The organism is Sciscionella sediminilitoris, assembly GCF_000737195.2.
Classification (GTDB): Bacteria; Actinomycetota; Actinomycetes; order Mycobacteriales; family Pseudonocardiaceae; genus Sciscionella; species Sciscionella sediminilitoris.
In genome coordinates this window covers 18110-35649 of record NZ_JALM01000121.1, presented here as the reverse complement: position 1 = coordinate 35649, position 17540 = coordinate 18110, and the positions used below count along the sequence as shown (strand labels likewise).

The window sequence follows — 17540 nt, the reverse complement described above, 5'->3', positions numbered from 1 at the left end:
GAGCGCTAGCGAGCGAGGAGTTGGCCGCGCGGCTGTCCGGAACGCCGGAGGTGAGCACGGCAGTGCCGCGACCTCCTCTGTCAACCCCTCGCCGACCTGCGCCTGGGCATCTGGCAGACTCATCCGAGCACGCATACCACGGAAACTGGGAGTGGCCGCCGCACGCGCTGTGGCCGAGGGCTGCTGGTCAGAGTGGTATCTACCGACACTGTAACTACCAGACCAGGAGATCAGGTTGAAGAGCACCGTCGAGCAGCTCAGCCCGACACGGGTCAGGATCAACGTCGAGGTGCCGTTCGACGAGCTGAAGCCGAGTTTCGACTCCGTCTACCGCAAGCTCGCGCAGCAGGTCAACATCCCGGGGTTCCGGCCGGGCAAGGCGCCGGCGCGCCTGCTCGAGGGCCGGATCGGCCGGGCGGCGGTGCTGTCCGAAGTGGTCAACGACGTCGTGCCGACGAAGTACCTCGAGGCCGTGCAGAACGACGAGGTCGCGACGATCGGGCGTCCGGACATCGAGGTCACCAAGGTCGAGGACGGTGAGCCGGTCGAGTTCACCGCCGAGGTCGACGTCCGCCCCGAGCTGACCCTTCCCGCGTACGGCGAGATCGCGGTCACCGTGGATCCCGCCCCGGTCACCGAGGAGCAGGTCGACTCCGAGCTGGACCAGCTCCGCGCCCGGTTCGGCACCCTGAGCACGGTGGAGCGGGCGATCGAGAACGGCGACTTCGTCTCGATCGACCTGTCCGCGACCGTGGACGGCACCAAGGTGGACGAGGCGACCACGACCGGCCTTTCCTACGAGGTCGGCTCGGGTGAACTCATCGAGGGCATCGACGAGGCGCTGATCGGCACCGAGTCCGGTGGCACGACGCACTTCACGACCAAGCTGGTCGCGGGTGAGTTCGTGGGCAAGGACGCGGACGTGGAAGTGACCGTGCAGTCGGTCAAGGAGCGCGAGCTGCCCGAGGCCGACGACGAGTTCGCCTCGATGGCCAGCGAGTTCGACACGATCGATGAGCTGCGGGAGAGCCTGCGCGAGCGGGTCGGCCGGATGAACACCATGCAGCAGGCCGTGGACGCCAGGGACAAGGTGCTCGAGGCGCTGCTGGACACCGTCGAGGTGCCGCTGCCGCAGGCGGTCGTGGACGCGGAGGTGGAGCAGCGCCAGCACGACGCGGTGCACCCCTTCGACCACGACGAGGACCAGTTCAACGCCTACCTCGAGACGCAGGGCCAGACCCGCGAGGAGTTCGACGCCGAGGCCAAGGCCGAGGCGGAGAAGGCGGTCAAGCAGCAGCTGATCCTGGACGCGATCGCCGAGCAGGAGCAGGTCAGCGTCGAGCAGAACGAGCTCACCGAGCGGATCATCTACCAGGCGCAGCGGTTCGGCATCAGCCCGGACGAGTACGTCAAGCGGGCGCAGGAGTCCGGTCAGTTCGGTGCGATCTTCGCGGACGTGCGCCGCGGCAAGGCGCTGTCGAACGTGGTGCGCCAGGCCACGGTCACCGACACCGAGGGCGCGAAGATCGACCTCGAGGAGCTGTTCGGCGAGGCCAAGGACGCCGCGGAGGCGGAGACGGCCGAGGTCGAGAAGGCCGAAGAGCCGGAAGAAAAGGCCGAAGGGCAGGAATAGAGCGCAAGCTCTGAGCGAACGCGGGCGGTGTCGGGACTTCGACGCCGCCCGCGTTCGTTAGGGTCGGTGACAGAGACCGGACGACATATCCATCAGCGGGCCGACGCGCCCGTGACCAGCGAAAGGGCAGACGTGACTGCACACATGCGGACGGGTACCCAAGGGCTGTCCCTCAACGACTCGGTGACCGAGCGGCTACTCCGCGAGCGCATCGTGGTGCTGGGCTCCGAGGTCAACGACGAGGTCGCCAACCAGCTCACCATGCAGCTGTTGCTGCTGCGGGCGGAGGACCCGGAGAAGGACATCACCCTCTACATCAACTCCCCGGGTGGATCGGTGTCTGCCGGGCTGGCGATCTACGACACCATGCAGTACATCGAGCCGGATGTGGCCACGATCGCCATGGGCATGGCCGCGTCGATGGGCCAGTTCCTGCTCTCCTCCGGTGCCCCGGGCAAGCGGACCGCGCTGCCGCACTCGCGCATCCTGATGCACCAGCCCTCCGCCGGTGTCGGCGGCACCGCCTCGGACATCGCGATCTGGTCCGAGGTGCTGACCAAGCAGAAGCTCGAGCTGGCCAAGCTGACCGCCGAGCAGACCGGGCAGACCGTGGAGAAGATCACCGAGGACGCGGACCGCGACCGGTGGTTCACCGCGCAGGAAGCGCTCGACTACGGGTTCATCGACCGGATCGTGCAGCGGCCCGGTGAGGGCGCGGGCGCCTGAGACCAACCGAACGAGCAGCGAAGGAGTATCCGATGGACGCGATGAACAGGTACCCGGTCCCACAGGCCCGCTACACCCTCCCCTCCTACATCGAGCGCACCAGCTACGGGGTCAAGGAGTCGAACCCGTACAACAAGCTCTACGAGGAACGGATCATCTTCCTCGGCGTGCAGGTGGACGACGTCTCGGCGAACGACGTGATGGCGCAGCTGCTGCATCTCGAGGCCGACGACCCGGACCGCGAGATCCAGATGTACATCAACTCGCCGGGTGGTTCGTTCACCTCGCTGATGGCGATCTACGACACGATGCAGTTCGTGCGCCCGGACATCGCCACGGTGTGCCTCGGCCAGGCCGCTTCGGCCGCCGCGGTGCTGCTGGCCGCGGGAACCCCGGGTAAGCGCGCGGCGCTGCCGAACGCGCGGATCCTGATCCACCAGCCGGCGATCTCGGGCGTGATCCAGGGCCAGGTCTCCGACCTGGAGATCCAGGCCGCGGAGATCTCCCGGATGCGCGAGCAGATGGAGACCATGCTCTCCAGGCACACCGGCAAGGACGCCGCCGAGGTGCGCAAGGACGTCGAGCGGGACAAGATCCTCACCGCCCAGGAGGCGAAGGACTACGGGATCATCGACGACATCTTCCCGTACCGGAAGGCGTCGGCCAAGGACTGAGACTCGGTGGGCGCGCGCTCATGACAGCGGCGCTTTCCAGCCGGTAAAGTGCTGGTGACGGCTGCGATGGCGGGCGCGACCCGCCCGCCGGGCATGCCGTTGCAGACTTGTTCCCCCACAACCGGGGGTTCTGCGGGTACCGTCGTGGTATTCCCGCGGTCCCCGGGTTGTGGGGCTCGGCGCCCGGCCGTAAAGCGGTTGTAAACGACAGGACGTTCAGGCGCGGTCCACGCGCCGGAGGGGACGAGGTCAGCGGTCATGGCACGAATCGGTGACGGCGGGGACCTGCTCAAGTGCTCTTTCTGCGGCAAGAGCCAGAAGCAGGTGAAGAAGCTCATCGCCGGACCCGGCGTGTACATCTGTGACGAATGTATCGACCTCTGTAACGAGATCATCGAGGAGGAGCTCGCCGAATCGGGCGAGGTGGAGCTGGAGGAGCTGCCCAAGCCCACCGAGATCCGGGAGTTCCTCGAGCAGTACGTGATCGGCCAGGACGAGGCCAAGAAGGTCCTCGCGGTAGCCGTGTACAACCACTACAAGCGCATCCAGGCCTCGGAGAAGAACGGCGGGCGCAGCGCGGGTGACGACAACGTCGAGCTGGCCAAGTCGAACATCCTGATGCTCGGTCCGACCGGCTGCGGGAAGACCCACCTGGCGCAGACCCTCGCGCGCATGCTGAACGTCCCGTTCGCCATCGCCGACGCGACCGCGCTGACCGAGGCGGGCTATGTGGGCGAGGATGTGGAGAACATCCTGCTCAAGCTCATCCAGGCGGCGGACTACGACGTCAAGCGGGCCGAGACGGGCATCATCTACATCGACGAGGTCGACAAGATCGCCCGCAAATCGGAGAACCCCTCGATCACCAGGGATGTGTCCGGTGAGGGCGTGCAGCAGGCGCTGCTGAAGATCCTCGAGGGAACCTCGGCGAGCGTGCCCCCGCAGGGCGGCCGCAAGCACCCGCACCAGGAGTTCATCCAGATCGACACGACGAACGTGCTGTTCATCGTCGCGGGTGCGTTCCAGGGCCTGGAGAAGATCATCCAGGACCGGGTCGGCAAGCACGGCCTCGGTTTCGGGGCGGAGATCCGTTCCAAGGAAGAGATCGACACCACCGACTTCTTCGCCGACACGATGCCCGAGGACCTGATCAAGTTCGGCCTGATCCCCGAGTTCATCGGCCGGGTGCCGATCGTGGCCTCGGTGACCAACCTGGACAAGGACGCGCTCGTCGCGATCCTGACCGAACCGCGCAACTCGCTGGTCAAGCAGTACACGAAGCTGTTCGAGCTGGACAACGTGGAGCTCGAGTTCACCAAGACCGCCCTCGAGGCGATCGCCGATCAGGGCATCCTGCGCGGGACCGGGGCGCGTGGATTGCGCGCGATCATGGAGGAAGTGCTCCAGCCGGTGATGTACGACATTCCCTCCCGCGAGGATGTCGCCAAGGTCGTGATCACCGAGCAGACCGTGCGGGAGAACGTGAATCCGACCATCGTGGCGCGCCAGCCGAGCCGCCGCGAGCGCCGGGAGAAGTCGGCCTGATCCGCGCCTGATTCCGGCGTAGTATCCCCGCATGGCTACCGGGACGGTGGATTTCACCGACGTCAAGTGGACCATGCTGGTGACGCTCTATCACCGCGCGCGGGACAGTCGTTCGGCTCGCCCGATACTCGGGGATACGGTCGCCGCCGAGGCCGTCGACCGGATCGACTACGACTTCGATTCCTTCCGGATGCGGGCCACTTCCGGGGACCGGGCCCTGGTCGTACTGCGCGCCAAGCAACTGGACGAGTGGGCGGGCGATTTCCTCACCCGTCACCCCGAGGCGACGGTGCTCCAGCTCGGCTGCGGGCTGGACGGCCGGGCGTTCCGGCTGGATCTGCCCGAACGGGTTCGCTGGTTCGATGTGGACCTTCCCGAGGTGATCGAGCTCCGGCGGCGGATCTATGAAGAACGACCGGGTTACCGCATGATCGGTTCCTCGGTCACCGATCCCGAATGGCTCGCCGAGATTCCCGCCGACCGCCCGGTGCTGGTGCTCGCCGAGGGACTGCTGATGTACCTGGAACAGGAGCAGGTGCGCACCCTGCTCACCAGGATCACCGAACGATTCTCCGGGGGAGAACTGCTTTTCGACGGCGCGGTGTCCTGGGTGGTGCGGGTTTCCCGGATGCTGCCGGGATTCACCAGCGCGTTCCGGATGAACTGGTCCGTCGACGGCGGAGCCGAGATCGAACACCTGATCCCGGCTCTGCGCCGCCTCGAGGAACGTGCCGTCACCAGTGAATCCGGCCGCATCGGGGATCCGGTTCTGCGCGGGGTCTACGAACTCATCGCCCGGATTCCGCTGCTGAAGGACTCACTTCGGCTGTATCGGTTCGCCTTCGGGAAATCCGCCTAGATTTCCCTGCGGAATTTCACCATTTCACCGCTGGTGTCCACGGAGAATCCCATGCTCGTGTGAAACGCGATCGAGCCGTGATTGTCCTGCCCTGTTATCGCGGAAACCCTATCGCGGCCCTGTTTCCGAGCTGCCGCGAAGAACCATTCGTACATGGTTTTCCCGATCCCCTTTCCGCGGTAGATGGGATCGATTCCGACGAAGTGAATGTAGGACTCGTTCGGTTTGCTCTGGGAGAGCAGCGCGATCAGGAACGCCGCCAGCTCGCCGGAATCATCGTGCACCACAAGGCTGGTGTCGGCGAAATGCTCGAGGAACAGTGGCTGTACGAGACCGGCGAGTTCGCGTGCGCCGGAAGTGCTGCGGGAATCGGCCCACCACTGCGGGATGTGGTCCACGATGATCTGATGGTCGGCCGGTTCCGGGGCGCGGGCACGCAATGGTGCGGGTAGGTCCAGCATGCGCCCACTATATCGGGTTCCCGCCCGGCCGGTCGGCACCGTAAACGGGCGCGTATTTCCCGAGGAAATCGAGCAGGCTCGGTACGCAGGAACTCCAGAATCGCGCGTTGTGCCTGCCCGGCGCGAGATGGATGAATTCGGGATGGGCGGCCGCGATGAACCGCTGTGCCCCGGAGATGAACGGATCGCTTGTCCCGCACCAGATCCCGGTGGGAATCCCGCGCAGCGCGTCCACATGGCGCAGCGGGTCGAGATCCGCCCACTGCGGCGCACCGCTGAACGCGTGCCGTTTGCGCATCAGGGTCCAGGAAAGCAGCAGGCCGGGGGAGATCGCGGCGACCGCGCGAACCGGATCCGCCCGCTCGGCCCTTCGCCTGGCGTAGAGCAGCGCGCCGAATCCGCCCATGGAAACACCCGCCGCGGCGAACGGGGTTCGCTGGAATCCGCGTTCGGCGAGCCAGACCGGGGCCTCGTCCAGCAGCATCCGCATCGGATCGTCGGTCGGGCGCGCGTGATGCCAGTAATTGTCGCCACCGTCCAGCGCGGCGAACACGAACGGGGTGAGCGCGCCGCCGTTCATGCTGGCGGCCATCCGCGGGGCGAGCCTGGGCAGGATTCCGCGGGCGTTGCCGTGCAGACCGTGCAGCAGCAGGCAGACCGGGAGCCGTTCCGGGTTCACCCCGCTCGGCCGGGTGATGGCCAGGTGCACGGTGCGCCCACGGGCCGCCGAGCGCACCCGTTCCACGGTGACCGGGGTGTACTCCACCGGGCGCGGCTTCCGGTTCGGGGTCGAGGGTTCGGCATCCGGCTCGGCGATGGTGAACCCGGCGACGGCGGCCACGGCTCCCGCTCCGCCGAGCAGCAGTCCGCGCCGGGATATCGGGCGGTTCATGGCACGCGCTCGCCGTGGGTGTAGACGTTCATGTGGTTGCCGCGCACGAAACCGAGCACGGTGATGCCCTGCTCGGCGGCGAGCTCGACCGCAAGCGAGGACGGCGCCGAGACCGCGGCCAGCATCGGCACCCCGGCCATCGCGGCCTTCTGCACCAGCTCGAAGGAGGCCCTGCTGGAGACCATCAGCACGCAGCCGCGCGCCGGTACGCGTTCGGCCATCAGCGCCCAGCCGAGCACCTTGTCCACCGCGTTGTGCCTGCCGATGTCCTCGCGCGCCACCAGCAGCTCGCCGTCCGCGGTGAACAGGCCCGCCGCGTGCACCCCGCCGGTCGCAGCGAACACCTTCTGCGCGGCCCGCAGCTTGTCCGGCAGCGTGGCGAGTACGGCGGGGGAGACCCGAAGGGGATCCGCGGCCGGCGGGTAGCGGCTCGTGGTGCGTACCGATTCAAGGGCGGCCTTGCCGCACACCCCGCAGGAGGAGGTGGTGGTGAAATTGCGCTCCAGCCCCTGGACCGGGAGCGCGACTCCCTCGGCCAGCCGGACGTCGAGCACGTTGTAGGTGTTGTGCCCGTCCTCATCGGTTCCCGCGCAGTAGCGTGCGCTCGCCACATCCTCGCGCGCCGAGATCACGCCCTCGCCGAGCAGGAAACCGTGGGCGAGCTCCACATCATCGCCGGGCGTCCGCATTGTCACGGTCAGTGATGACCCGCCGACGCGCAGCTCCATGGGTTCCTCCGCGGCGAGCGCGTCCGGACGCCGCCGCTGCCCGTCGGCGGTGATCATCCGCACCGGCCTGCGTACCGTCACCCTGCCCATGACTCCATGATTACACGACGTGGAGTTCACTGCCTGTGTCGTTGGTAATGTGCCCGGGCCTTCGCGCGGTTCCCGCAGCGCGCCATCGAACACCACTGCCGGTTGCCTTTCGGCGAGGTGTCCACGAATCGCAGCGCGCAGTCCTCGCCCGCGCATATCCGGACCCGGTCCGCGCCGGTGACCAGTTCGATCGCATCGAGGGCCACCGCGGCGAGTGCGGTGCGCACGGGTTCGCGCGGGCGCGGGGTCTCCCGCCGGAGCGTGCCGTCCGGACAGCGGTGCAGCCGCGGTGGCAGCGGCTCGGTTCCGGCCGCGGTGTCGTTGAGCAGCCGCACATCCGCGCTCGTGGGGCAGGGCGCGGTCAGCACTCGGTCGATCGCCTCGCGCAGCTCCCGCGCCGCGGGCAGCTCCGTCGCGCGCACCCGCGGCCGATGCCCGAGCAGGCCCGCGGCGAGCAGCCAGTCGGCGAGCGCTCCGGTGTCGGTGAGCAGCTCACGCCCGCCGATGAGGCGGTCACGCAAGGTGTTGACCAGGTCGAGGCACGCTCGCCCGCCGTCGAAGGACCAGTCCGGTTCCATCGGATCAGTCTAACCACTGGATGTGGTTAGAAAGCCCGGCTATGGTTCTAACCATCTCAATCGGTTAGAACGGAGACGGCATGGAATCGGCGACGGCCACGGTGAACGGAATCCGCATGCATTACCGCTACGGCGGATCCGGCCCCGCCGTCGTGCTGCTGCACGGCTGGCCACAGACCTCGTACTGCTGGCGCGAGCTGTTCGGCCCGCTTTCCGGGACGCACACGGTGATCGCGCCCGATCTGCGCGGCTACGGGCACACCGACAAGCCGGTATCGGGCTACGACAAGCGGACCATGGCCGTCGATATCGCGGAACTGGTGCGCGGCCTCGGCCACGAACGGGTGGATGTCATCGGTCACGACCGCGGCGCCCGGGTCGCGCACCGCTGGGCGCTGGACCGGCCGGACCAGGTGCGCAGCCTGGCCGTGCTGGACATCGTCCCCACGCGAGAGACGTGGCGGCGGATGGACACCGAACTGGCGCGTGCGTACTGGCACTGGCTGTTCCACCTGCAGCCGGACCTTCCCGAACGCCTCGCCGGTCAGGACATCGCCGGATACCTCGGCTACTTCTTCGAGCGCTGGACCCACCAGCGGCACGCGCTCGACCCGGCGGCGATCGAGCACTACGTGCGGGCCTTCTCCGCGCCGGGGGCGCTGCGCGCGGGTTTCGACGACTACCGGGCCTCGTTCCCGGACGACGCCGAGCACGACGAGGCGGACGCCGCGGCGGGCCACCGGCTGGCCATGCCGGTGCTCGCGCTGTGGGGCGAGTCGGGCCTGCTCGACCGCCTGGATCCGCTGGAGATCTGGCGCGGCTACGCGGATCGGGTCACCGGGCAGGCCATCGCGGACTGTGGTCACTTCCTGCCCGAGGAGCGCCCCCGCGAGGTAGGTGACCACCTGATTCGGTTCCTGGAGGCCACATGACAAACTTGTCATCGTGAGTGAGAACCCAGCAACCGAGCACAGCACCCTCCCATCGACCTGGCAACCGGGCGAGGTAGAAGCGGAGCTGTACGAGCGCTGGGTAGAGCGCGGCTACTTCAGCCCCTCCGCCGATTCACCCGCCGAGCCGTTCACCATCGTGATCCCGCCGCCGAACGTGACCGGGAACCTGCACATCGGGCACGCGTTCGAGCACACCCTGATGGACGTGCTCACCAGGCGGGAGCGGATGCGCGGCAAGGCAGCGCTGTGGCTGCCCGGGATGGATCACGCCTCGATCGCGGTGCACGCGCTGGTCGAACGCCAGCTCATCGAGGAGGGCACCTCGCGGCGGGAACTGGGCCGGGAACGGTTCGTTGAGCGCGTCTGGGAGTGGAAGCGCAACTACGGCGGTCAGATCCTCGCGCAGATGCGCAGGCTCGGGGACGGCGTGGACTGGAGTCGGGAACGGTTCACCATGGACGACGGCCTTTCCGATGCCGTGGCCACGATGTTCAAGCGACTGCACGACGACGGGCTCATCTACCGCGCGGAGCGCATGGTGAACTGGTCGCCGGTGCTGCGCAGCGTGCTCTCCGACGCGGAGGTGGACCACAAGGAGGTCGAGGGCGAGCTCGTCTCGATGCGCTACGGCGACGGGGAGAACTCGGTGGTCGTGGCGACCACGCGGGTGGAGACGATGCTCGGGGACACCGCCGTCGCGGTGCACCCGGACGACGAGCGGTACGCGCACCTGGTGGGCACCGAGGTGGAGCTGCCGCTTACCGGGCGGCGGATCCCGATCGTCGCCGACTCCCATGTGGACCCGGAATTCGGTACCGGAGCGGTGAAGGTGACCCCGGCGCACGATCCGAACGACTTCGAGATCGGCCGCCGCCACGATCTCCCGATGCGCACGATCATGGACGAGACCGGGCACATCGACGGCACCGGAACCGAGTTCGACGGGATGGACCGGTTCGAGGCGCGTGTTGCGGTGCGCGAGAAGCTGCGCGAACAGGACCGGATCGTCGCGGAGAAGCGCCCCTATGTGCACTCGGTCGGGCATTCGGAGCGCTCCAAAGAGCCGATCGAACCGCGGCTTTCGCTGCAGTGGTTCGTCAAGGTGGGCCCGCTGGCGAAGGCCGCGGGGGACGCGGTGCGCTCCGGGCAGGTCGTGATCAACCCGCCGGAGATGGAGAAGCGCTACTTCGACTGGGTCGACAACATGCACGACTGGTGCATCTCCCGCCAGCTGTGGTGGGGGCACCGGATCCCGGTCTGGTATTCCCCGGACGGTTCCGAGCAGGTCTGCCTCGGCCCAGGGGAGCAGCCGCCGCAGGGCTGGGTGCAGGACGAGGATGTGCTCGACACCTGGTTCTCCTCGGGGCTGTGGCCGTTCTCCACGCTCGGCTGGCCGCAGGACACCCCGGACCTGCGCAAGTTCTACCCGACCTCGGTGCTGGTCACCGGCTACGATCTGGTGTTCTTCTGGGTCATCCGGATGATGATGTTCGGCATCTACGCGATGGAACAGCCGCCCTTCCGGACGATCGCCTTCCACGGGATGGTGCGGGACGGCAACGGCAAGAAGATGTCCAAGAGCGCGGGCAACGTCGTCGACCCGCTCGCCTGGATCGACGAGTACGGCGCGGACGCGCTGCGGTTCACCTATCTGCGCGGGGCCAACCCCGGCGTGGATGTGCCGATTTCCGAGGAATGGGTGGCCGCCTCCCGCAACTTCGGCACGAAACTGTGGAACGCCACCCGGTTCGCCATGCTCAACGGGGCCGATCCGCAGGCGGAGATCGACACCGCGCTGCTCACCGATGCCGACCGCTGGATCCTGGACGCCTGCCGGGAACTGGTCGCGAGCGTGGACGCCAACTACGCCGAATACGAGTTCGCCAAGGTCAGTGACGCGCTCTACCGGTTCGCCTGGGACGAGTTCTGCGACTGGTACGTGGAACTGGCCAAGGTCTCGCTCAACTCCGGGGACGAGGCGCTGGCCGCGAACACCCGCGCGGTGCTCGGTTCGGTCCTGGACACCCTGCTGCGGCTGTTGCATCCGGTGATGCCGTTCCTCACCGAGACTCTCTGGACCGCGCTCACCGGCGGTGAGTCCCTGGTGATCGCCGACTGGCCGACGGTGCGCGAGCAGCCGGTCGACCAGCGGGCGCGCACCCGCATCGAGGACTTCAAGAAACTGGTGACCGAGATCCGGCGGTTCCGTTCGGACCAGGGCCTCAAACCCGGCCAGCGGGTCGCCGCGCGACTGTCCGGTTTGGACAGTGCGGGCATCGAAGGGCTGCTGCCCGCGGTGCGCACCCTCGTGCGGCTCAACGAACCCGGGGACGGGTTCTCCGCGAGCGCGGCGCTGGAGGTCGGGCTCACCGGCGCGGTCGCGGGGGTGGAACTCGACCTGTCCGGTGCCGTGGACGTGGCCGCCGAGCGCAAGCGGCTGGAGAAGGACCTGTCCGTCGCGGAGAAGGAACACAAGGGCTGCGAGGCCAAGCTCGGCAACGAGAAGTTCCTGGCGAACGCCCCCGAAGACGTGGTCGCCAAGGTACGTACCCGCCTCGAGGCCGCGGCCGCGGACATCGAGCGGATCACCGCCCGCCTGCAGAACCTCCCGGGGTGAGCAGGATGTGCGCGCGCACGTTCGGCGCTATCGCGGCCTTGCTGTAGAGCAGCGGGAAGTACTTTCCGTCCGCCCATTTCCCGGCGAGGTCGCGGTAGTGCGGGCTGCGCCGGTCACCGGACTGGCCGGGTGCGTTGATGGCGCGCGAATTGTCCCAGGCACCGACATCCTGGACCATCTTGAACGTCGGCCCGTGCGTCTGCTGGTAGGGGAATCCCGAGTAGTCGTAGGCCGCGGCCCGCACGGTGTGCGCGTCCCCGCCCTGCGCGACCGGACCGACATCCGGTCCGCCGAGCGGGTGATGGAAGGTGTGCTGGTGCATGCTTCCCCAGCGCCACCGCGCCGGGTCCGGGCCCAGTTTCGCCCGCGCATCGAGGAAGGCCGCGCGCAGGCTCTCGCGTAGCAGCGCATCGCGCTTGGCCGCGCCGTTCGCGCCGAACCAGCGGCCCGGATCGGCGAGAGTATCGGTGAGTACCCGGAAATCCGGCGAGGTGTTCTGTTCGACGAAGGCATCGGCGGCGGGTTTCGGCAGCAGGGTGTGTGCCCAGCCGGGGTAGAGGAAGCGCATCAGCCAGGTCTCGTAGAGCGCGGCCGGTGCGGAGTCCTTGCCGACCACGCCGTCGAAACCGCGCAGCAGCGCGAGTGCCCGGCCGGTCACCGGATCCGTGGTGCGCAGCTCCCGAAGATAGGGCAGGAGAACGCGGGCCAGCCCGGAGCGTTCGTCGTTCTGCAGCCGCATGGAATCGGCGACCGAGGACCGCGGAGCACCGGAGAGCACCTCGTCGATCCGGTCCTTGCGGTATTCGGCCGACCATTCGTAACCGGGCTGAACCGTCGCCCCGCGGAAGTTGTAGTCATTGGCGGAGGCGAAGAATCCCGCGGCCGGGTTGTGCACCCTGGGCAGTTCGGCGTTCGAGTGGAAACCCTGCCATTCGTAGCGCCCGTCGCCGGGAACCGGGAGCAGCCCGTCGTATCCGGGCCCGCTGCGTCTGGGCACGATCGCGCCCGGCACCCAGCCGATATCGCCGTCCTTTCCGGCGAACACGAGGTTCGAACCCGGTGTCTTCCAGGTGCGCATGTCCGCGGCGAATTCCCCGAAGTTCTTGGCGCGCTGGAAATTCAGGCTGCCGAGATACGCGGATGTCCCCGGCTGGCTCCACACGGTGCGCACCGCGTAGGCCTTGTTGTGCCGCCGGTCCACCTTGATCACCGGGCCGTGCCGGGTGAACGAGAGCTGCTCCGGCCGCGGATCGCCGCCGGCGACCGGAATGCGTTCGGTGGTGGTGCGCATCGATTCCCAGTGCCCCTGGTACCGGTACCGGCTCGGATCACCCGGTTTGAGGTCGTAGACGTAGAGATCCGACTGGTCGGCGGGAATGTTGGTCAGGCCGAAGGCGATGTTCTCGTTGTGCCCCATGCTGATTCCCGGGTTCCACGGCTCACCGGCGCCGATGATGTTCAGCCCGGGCGCGGAAAGGTGCGCGATATAACGGTTCGCGGGCAGATCCGCGTCGTCCCGGTGCGGATCACCGGCCAGGATGGGGCGACCGGTGGTGGTGCGATCCGGTGCGATGGCCCAGGAATTGCTGCCGCTGTTCGCCTCGTCGATCCCGCGGCGCATGCCGGAGCTCGGCTTGCCGTGCTCGAACTTCACCGGATCGGTGGCGAGCTCGTACACCTTCGCCACGTCGTCGGGGATCGAACACGGATCCAGTCCGGCGGGCACCTGCGGCCGATGCCGCGGCTGAAGGCGCTTGTAGAGCTCGCTCGCCCGGGCACCGCCGAGACAGCTGAACCTGGCCCGGTCGATCTCCCCGGAGAGGTTGCTGACCAGGGCATGCGTCCGGATCCGGACCAGATCCTCCGGGCGCCAGTGCGCGGGGGAGTAGCCGAGCTCGCGGAATTCCTCCGGCAGTGCGGCGGGGTGGCGGCCGAGCCAGTCGACATAGGCGTTCACGCCCGCCGCGAACCGGGTCGCGATGCGCTTGGCCTCCGGCCCGTAGCTCGCCCATTCCTCCGCCATGTCCCCGCGATACAGGAACAGCCGCGCCGCGCGGTCCTGGTCGAGGTAGTCCGGGCCGAGTACCTTGCTCAGTTCACCGAGTCCGCGGCGGCGCCAGGTGTCCATCTGGAACAGGCGGTCCCGCGCGGCGTTGAACCCCTGCGCCTGGAAGAGATCACCGGTGTTCGCCGCGGAGATGTGCGGGACTCCCCAGTTGTCGACCGCGATGTCCACCGGCGCGGACAGGCCGGGGATCGCCGTCCGTTCGGTGTTCGCGGCCGCGGCCCCGGGAACGAGTGTCGCGGCGAGGACGGCGAGAACGGCGAGCAGCACGCGGCTTCGTTGACGCATGCTAAGGATATTAGCGCCGTACCCGGCGCGAGGAGAACGGCTCGAAATCCGGGCCGTTCTCCGGTAAAGTCCGCTGGTTACTGGAAATCGGTGATGTTCAGCGAACCTTCCGCGTGCTGGGCGCGCAGTCGTTTCTTGTCGAACTTGCCGACCGAGGTCTTGGGGACTTCCTCGATGAACGCCCAGTGCTCGGGCAGCTGCCATTTCGCGACGTGTTCGGCGAGGAATTCCCGCAGCTGTGCGAGATCGACCTGCTCGCCTTCCTTGGGCACCACGGCGACCAGCGGGCGCTCGTCCCATTTCGGATCGGGCACCCCGATCACCGCGGCCTCGGCGACCGCGGGGTGCGCCATGATCGCGTTCTCCAGGTCCACCGAGGAGATCCACTCACCGCCGGACTTGATCACGTCCTTGGAGCGGTCGGTCAGCGTCAGGAACCCGTCCGCGCTGATCTTGCCCACATCCCCGGTGCGCAGCCAGCCGTCCCGGAACTTCTCCTCGGGGTCGCCCTCGTCCGGACGGTAGTAGGCCCCGGCGATCCACGGGCCGCGCACCTCGAGCTCGCCGACCGCGGAACCGTCCCACGGCCGCTCGGCGCCATCGTCCCCGACGATGCGCGCCCGCACCCCGGCCGGGAACCGGCCCTGCGTGTAGCGATAGTCCCATGCCTCGTCCCCGGTCACCCCGGCGGGCGGACGGGCGACGCTGCCCAGCGGGGAGGTCTCGGTCATGCCCCAGGCGTGGATGACCGGGACATGGTGGACCTCCTCGAACTTGTGCATCATCGCGGGCGGGCAGGCGGATCCGCCGACGACGACCTGCCGCAGGTGGCTGATGTCCTGCGGGTGCGCCTCCAGCTGGGCGAGCATGCCCTGCCAGATGGTGGGCACCGCGGCGGCCATGGTCGGCTTGGTCGCGGCCAGGATCGCCGCGAGGGGTTCGGGCTGCAGGAAGCGGTCCGGCATGACCAGCGAGGCGCCGACCATCATCGCCGCGTAGGGCATCCCCCAGGACATCGCGTGGAACTGCGGGACGATCACCAGCGCGTTGTCCGCGCCGGAGAGCTGCATCCCGTCGCTCATGCAGACCTGCGCGGAGTGCAGCCAGATGGAGCGGTGCGAGTACACCACGCCCTTCGGGTTACCGGTGGTCCCCGAGGTGTAGCACATCGCCGCGGCGGCACGCTCGTCGATCTCCGGCCAGCCGAACTCGTCCTCGCCCGCCGCGAGCAGGTCCTCGTAACTGTGCACGGTGATATGTGCCGGAGCCTCCACGGCGCCGACCGGTCCGTTGGTCACGACAACATGGCGCACCGTCGGACACTGGGCGAGGATCTTGTTCAGCAGCGGGGCCACGCTCGCGTCGACCAGGATCACCTGGTCCTCGGCGTGGTCGATCACGTAGGCGAGCTGTTCGGGGAACAGGCGGATGTTGAGGGTGTGCAGGACGGCGCCCATGGACGGCACCGTGAGGTAGGCCTCGAGGTGCTCGTTGTTGTTCCACATGAAGGTGCCGACCCGCTGGTCACCGTCGATGCCGAGGCCGCGGAGCGCGTGCGCGAGCCGGGCACACCGGCGGCCGAGCTCCGCGTAGTTCTCGGCGCGCAGCTCACTCCCGGTCCACGTGCCGACCTGGCTGGACGCGGTCACGGTCGTCCCGTAGCGCAGGAGCTGCGTGATCGTCAGTGGCTCGTCCTGCATCGTGCTCCACATGGCATCTCCCTACTCGACAGTTCGCTCGCGGTTGGGGAGATGCAATCACGAATGGCGCGGTTACGCACGCATCGCGGCGAGCTGCTCACGCAGCCACTGCTGCTGGGCCCGCCACAGGCCCGTGCCCAGGGACACCCTGGCCGCCCCGGACCTGGTCAGATCCGCGAGCGCGGGGGTTTTGGGTGGCAGGCACAACAGGTTCACCGGCGCGGGGGAAAGCGCATCGAGAAACTCCTGGATGTGCTCCCCGGGCAGGAAGATCGGGTACACGCAGTCCGCGCCCGCTTCCAGGTAGGCCTCGGCGCGCGCGATCGCCCCGGTGAGCGAGGGATCCTCGTGCAGGAACACGTCCACCCGCGCGTTGATCACCAGCTCGGTGCTCGCCGCCCGCATCCTCGCGATCCGTTCTGCCTGGTCCGCGGCCGGGATGAGCAGCCCGGACTCGTGCTCGGTGTCCTCGATGTTGCAGCCCTGGGCGCCGGCTTCGAACAGCGCCGGGACCAGTTCCTCCGGCGCGAGCCCGTAGCCGGACTCGGCGTCCACGGTCACCGGCACCGGAACCGCGCGCGCGATCCGTGCCGCCGCCGCGAACACCTCCGCCGCGGGCGCCTGCTGGTGATCGCCGTAGCCCAGCGCCGCGGCCAGCGCGCCGGAACTGGTCGCCACGACCGGGAACCCGGCCTCGACCACGAGCTGGGCGGTATCGGCGTCCCAGACGTTCGGCAGGACGAGCGGTTTGCCGGGGACGTGCAGGCTCCGTAGCTCGTTCATGCGGCGGGAAGGGGTTTGCGGCTGGTGACCCCGAGCCGGTTGAGCAGGTTGATCCCGGCCGCGGTCCACGCGATCACCGTGAACTGTTCCTCGCTGAGTACCTTCCGGGCCTGCTCGTAGACCTCGTCGGGCACCTCGGCGTGCTCGGAGAGCCGGGTCATGGCCTCGGTCAGTTCGAGGGCGGCGCGTTCGACCTCGCTGAACAACTCGGTCTCCCGCCAGACGGGCAGCACGAAGATCCGCCGCTGCGACTCACCGGCCGCGGCCGCATCGCGCGAGTGCGTATCGGTGCAGTAGGCGCAGCCGTTGATCTGCGAGGCGCGGATCTTGACGAGTTCGAGGACCGACTTGTCCAGGCCGGCGTCCTGCGCGGCGCGTTCGATGACCCCGTACATCGCGAACACGTGCTTGATCGCGCCGGGAAGGGCATCACTGAGCTGGATTCGCATGGGGCGGCTCCTAGGCACTCGGGACCGGGGTCCGCATGGTCACGTTGAGGCGGTTGAAGGTGTTGATGGCGATCGCCGCCCAGGTCACGACCGCGAACTGGTCCTCGGTGAATTCCTTGGCGACCCGCGTGTAGAGCTCATCGGGAATGTCCGCGGTGTCCGAGAGCCTGCTGATGGCCTCGGTCAGCTCGAGCGCGGCCCGTTCGGCCGGGCTGTACAGCTCGGTCTCCTGCCACGCGGGCAGCAGGTCCAGGCGCTGCTGCTGTTCGCCCGCCTTGCGCGCGTCCTTGACGTGCATGTCGAGGCAGAAGGCGCAGCCGTTGATCTGCGAGGCCCGGATCTTGACCAGTTCGATGAGCACCTTGCTCAGCCCGGCTTCCCCGGCGGCCTTCTCGATCGCGGTGTGCATGGCGATCAGGTGCTTGCGTGCCTCCGGCACCTTCTGGCTCAGGTTGATTCGCATGTCATCGACCCTAGCCGCGAACTGGTCCAACGGTAT

At 68.1% G+C, this 17540-nt stretch carries 16 protein-coding genes; 7 read left to right on the top strand and 9 right to left on the bottom strand.

Features of this window, described 5'->3' with window-relative positions:
- The first annotated feature begins 235 nt into the window (after positions 1–235).
- The 5 genes from tig to AD72_RS32185 all read left to right on the top strand — a co-directional run bounded on the left by tig (position 236) and on the right by AD72_RS32185 (position 5437).
- Entirely contained in the window at positions 236–1633 is a 1398-nt protein-coding gene (gene tig / locus AD72_RS32205; RefSeq protein WP_031470414.1) for a trigger factor, read from the top strand.
- Positions 1634–1777: 144 nt separating this feature from the next.
- The gene (locus tag AD72_RS32200; protein WP_031470413.1) at positions 1778–2359 is read left to right on the top strand and encodes an ATP-dependent Clp protease proteolytic subunit; all 582 of its coding nucleotides are present in this window, start codon (positions 1778–1780) and stop codon (positions 2357–2359) included.
- A 41-nt stretch (positions 2360–2400) separates the two neighbouring features.
- Positions 2401–3033: an ATP-dependent Clp protease proteolytic subunit gene (locus AD72_RS32195; RefSeq protein WP_037348082.1), complete on the top strand. Its 633-nt coding sequence runs from the start codon at positions 2401–2403 to the stop codon at positions 3031–3033.
- A 258-nt stretch (positions 3034–3291) separates the two neighbouring features.
- Positions 3292–4578: an ATP-dependent Clp protease ATP-binding subunit ClpX gene (clpX, locus tag AD72_RS32190; protein ID WP_031470411.1), complete on the top strand. Its 1287-nt coding sequence runs from the start codon at positions 3292–3294 to the stop codon at positions 4576–4578.
- Between the two features lie 31 nt (positions 4579–4609).
- The gene (locus AD72_RS32185) at positions 4610–5437 is read left to right on the top strand and encodes a class I SAM-dependent methyltransferase (protein WP_031470410.1); all 828 of its coding nucleotides are present in this window, start codon (positions 4610–4612) and stop codon (positions 5435–5437) included.
- Here the strand turns inward: AD72_RS32185 and AD72_RS32180 are convergent.
- The 4 genes from AD72_RS32180 to AD72_RS32165 are packed head-to-tail and all read right to left on the bottom strand — an operon-like array spanning position 5434 to position 8186.
- Positions 5434–5898: a GNAT family N-acetyltransferase gene (locus AD72_RS32180; RefSeq protein ID WP_051899243.1), complete on the bottom strand. Its 465-nt coding sequence runs from the start codon at positions 5896–5898 to the stop codon at positions 5434–5436. The two genes, AD72_RS32185 and AD72_RS32180, sit on opposite strands and share 4 nt — an antisense overlap.
- A gap of 7 nt (positions 5899–5905) precedes the next feature.
- Positions 5906–6790 carry an alpha/beta hydrolase gene (locus tag AD72_RS32175; protein WP_051899242.1) on the bottom strand — a complete coding sequence of 295 codons (885 nt, stop codon included), beginning with the start codon at positions 6788–6790 and terminating at the stop codon, positions 5906–5908.
- Positions 6787–7608, bottom strand: coding sequence for a formate dehydrogenase accessory sulfurtransferase FdhD (gene fdhD / locus AD72_RS32170; RefSeq protein WP_031470407.1), 822 nt, complete (start codon positions 7606–7608; stop codon positions 6787–6789). Before fdhD ends, AD72_RS32175 begins: the two co-directional genes overlap by 4 nt.
- 26 nt (positions 7609–7634) lie before the next feature.
- Positions 7635–8186: a CGNR zinc finger domain-containing protein gene (locus tag AD72_RS32165; RefSeq protein ID WP_031470406.1), complete on the bottom strand. Its 552-nt coding sequence runs from the start codon at positions 8184–8186 to the stop codon at positions 7635–7637.
- 80 nt (positions 8187–8266) lie between these two features.
- On the opposite strand from AD72_RS32165, the gene AD72_RS32160 reads away from it, so the two are divergent.
- Positions 8267–9118 carry an alpha/beta fold hydrolase gene (locus AD72_RS32160; protein WP_031470405.1) on the top strand — a complete coding sequence of 284 codons (852 nt, stop codon included), beginning with the start codon at positions 8267–8269 and terminating at the stop codon, positions 9116–9118.
- 13 nt (positions 9119–9131) lie between these two features.
- The gene (locus tag AD72_RS32155) at positions 9132–11756 is read left to right on the top strand and encodes a valine--tRNA ligase (protein ID WP_031470404.1); all 2625 of its coding nucleotides are present in this window, start codon (positions 9132–9134) and stop codon (positions 11754–11756) included.
- Here the strand turns inward: AD72_RS32155 and AD72_RS32150 are convergent.
- From AD72_RS32150 to AD72_RS32130, 5 genes are all read right to left on the bottom strand, one after another.
- A complete protein-coding gene (locus AD72_RS32150; RefSeq protein ID WP_031470403.1) occupies positions 11725–14109 on the bottom strand; it encodes a penicillin acylase family protein in 2385 nt (794 codons plus the stop codon). The genes AD72_RS32155 and AD72_RS32150 overlap by 32 nt on opposite strands.
- A gap of 77 nt (positions 14110–14186) precedes the next feature.
- Positions 14187–15821 carry a long-chain fatty acid--CoA ligase gene (locus AD72_RS32145; protein WP_031470402.1) on the bottom strand — a complete coding sequence of 545 codons (1635 nt, stop codon included), beginning with the start codon at positions 15819–15821 and terminating at the stop codon, positions 14187–14189.
- A 60-nt stretch (positions 15822–15881) separates the two neighbouring features.
- Entirely contained in the window at positions 15882–16592 is a 711-nt protein-coding gene (locus AD72_RS32140; RefSeq protein ID WP_031470401.1) for an isocitrate lyase/PEP mutase family protein, read from the bottom strand.
- Complete coding sequence (locus AD72_RS32135) at positions 16589–17041, bottom strand: carboxymuconolactone decarboxylase family protein (RefSeq protein WP_031470400.1); 453 nt, start codon at positions 17039–17041, stop codon at positions 16589–16591. The genes AD72_RS32140 and AD72_RS32135 overlap by 4 nt, the downstream gene beginning before the upstream one ends.
- A gap of 10 nt (positions 17042–17051) precedes the next feature.
- Complete coding sequence (locus AD72_RS32130; protein ID WP_031470399.1) at positions 17052–17504, bottom strand: carboxymuconolactone decarboxylase family protein; 453 nt, start codon at positions 17502–17504, stop codon at positions 17052–17054.
- Positions 17505–17540: the final 36 nt, after the last annotated feature.

What these genes read in the sequence shown, in the direction of transcription:
- AD72_RS32200 (WP_031470413.1), top strand. Translation starts at nt 1,778, where the DNA reads ATGCGGACGGGTACCCAAGGGCTGTCCCTCAACGACTCGGTGACCGAG.
- AD72_RS32195 (WP_037348082.1), top strand. Translation starts at nt 2,401, where the DNA reads ATGAACAGGTACCCGGTCCCACAGGCCCGCTACACCCTCCCCTCCTAC.
- clpX (WP_031470411.1), top strand. Translation starts at nt 3,292, where the DNA reads ATGGCACGAATCGGTGACGGCGGGGACCTGCTCAAGTGCTCTTTCTGC.
- AD72_RS32185 (WP_031470410.1), top strand. Translation starts at nt 4,610, where the DNA reads ATGGCTACCGGGACGGTGGATTTCACCGACGTCAAGTGGACCATGCTG.
- AD72_RS32180 (WP_051899243.1), bottom strand. Translation starts at nt 5,898, where the DNA reads ATGCTGGACCTACCCGCACCATTGCGTGCCCGCGCCCCGGAACCGGCC.
- AD72_RS32175 (WP_051899242.1), bottom strand. Translation starts at nt 6,790, where the DNA reads ATGAACCGCCCGATATCCCGGCGCGGACTGCTGCTCGGCGGAGCGGGA.
- fdhD (WP_031470407.1), bottom strand. Translation starts at nt 7,608, where the DNA reads ATGGGCAGGGTGACGGTACGCAGGCCGGTGCGGATGATCACCGCCGAC.
- AD72_RS32165 (WP_031470406.1), bottom strand. Translation starts at nt 8,186, where the DNA reads ATGGAACCGGACTGGTCCTTCGACGGCGGGCGAGCGTGCCTCGACCTG.
- AD72_RS32160 (WP_031470405.1), top strand. Translation starts at nt 8,267, where the DNA reads ATGGAATCGGCGACGGCCACGGTGAACGGAATCCGCATGCATTACCGC.
- AD72_RS32150 (WP_031470403.1), bottom strand. Translation starts at nt 14,109, where the DNA reads ATGCGTCAACGAAGCCGCGTGCTGCTCGCCGTTCTCGCCGTCCTCGCC.
- AD72_RS32145 (WP_031470402.1), bottom strand. Translation starts at nt 15,821, where the DNA reads ATGTGGAGCACGATGCAGGACGAGCCACTGACGATCACGCAGCTCCTG.
- AD72_RS32140 (WP_031470401.1), bottom strand. Translation starts at nt 16,592, where the DNA reads ATGAACGAGCTACGGAGCCTGCACGTCCCCGGCAAACCGCTCGTCCTG.
- AD72_RS32135 (WP_031470400.1), bottom strand. Translation starts at nt 17,041, where the DNA reads ATGCGAATCCAGCTCAGTGATGCCCTTCCCGGCGCGATCAAGCACGTG.
- AD72_RS32130 (WP_031470399.1), bottom strand. Translation starts at nt 17,504, where the DNA reads ATGCGAATCAACCTGAGCCAGAAGGTGCCGGAGGCACGCAAGCACCTG.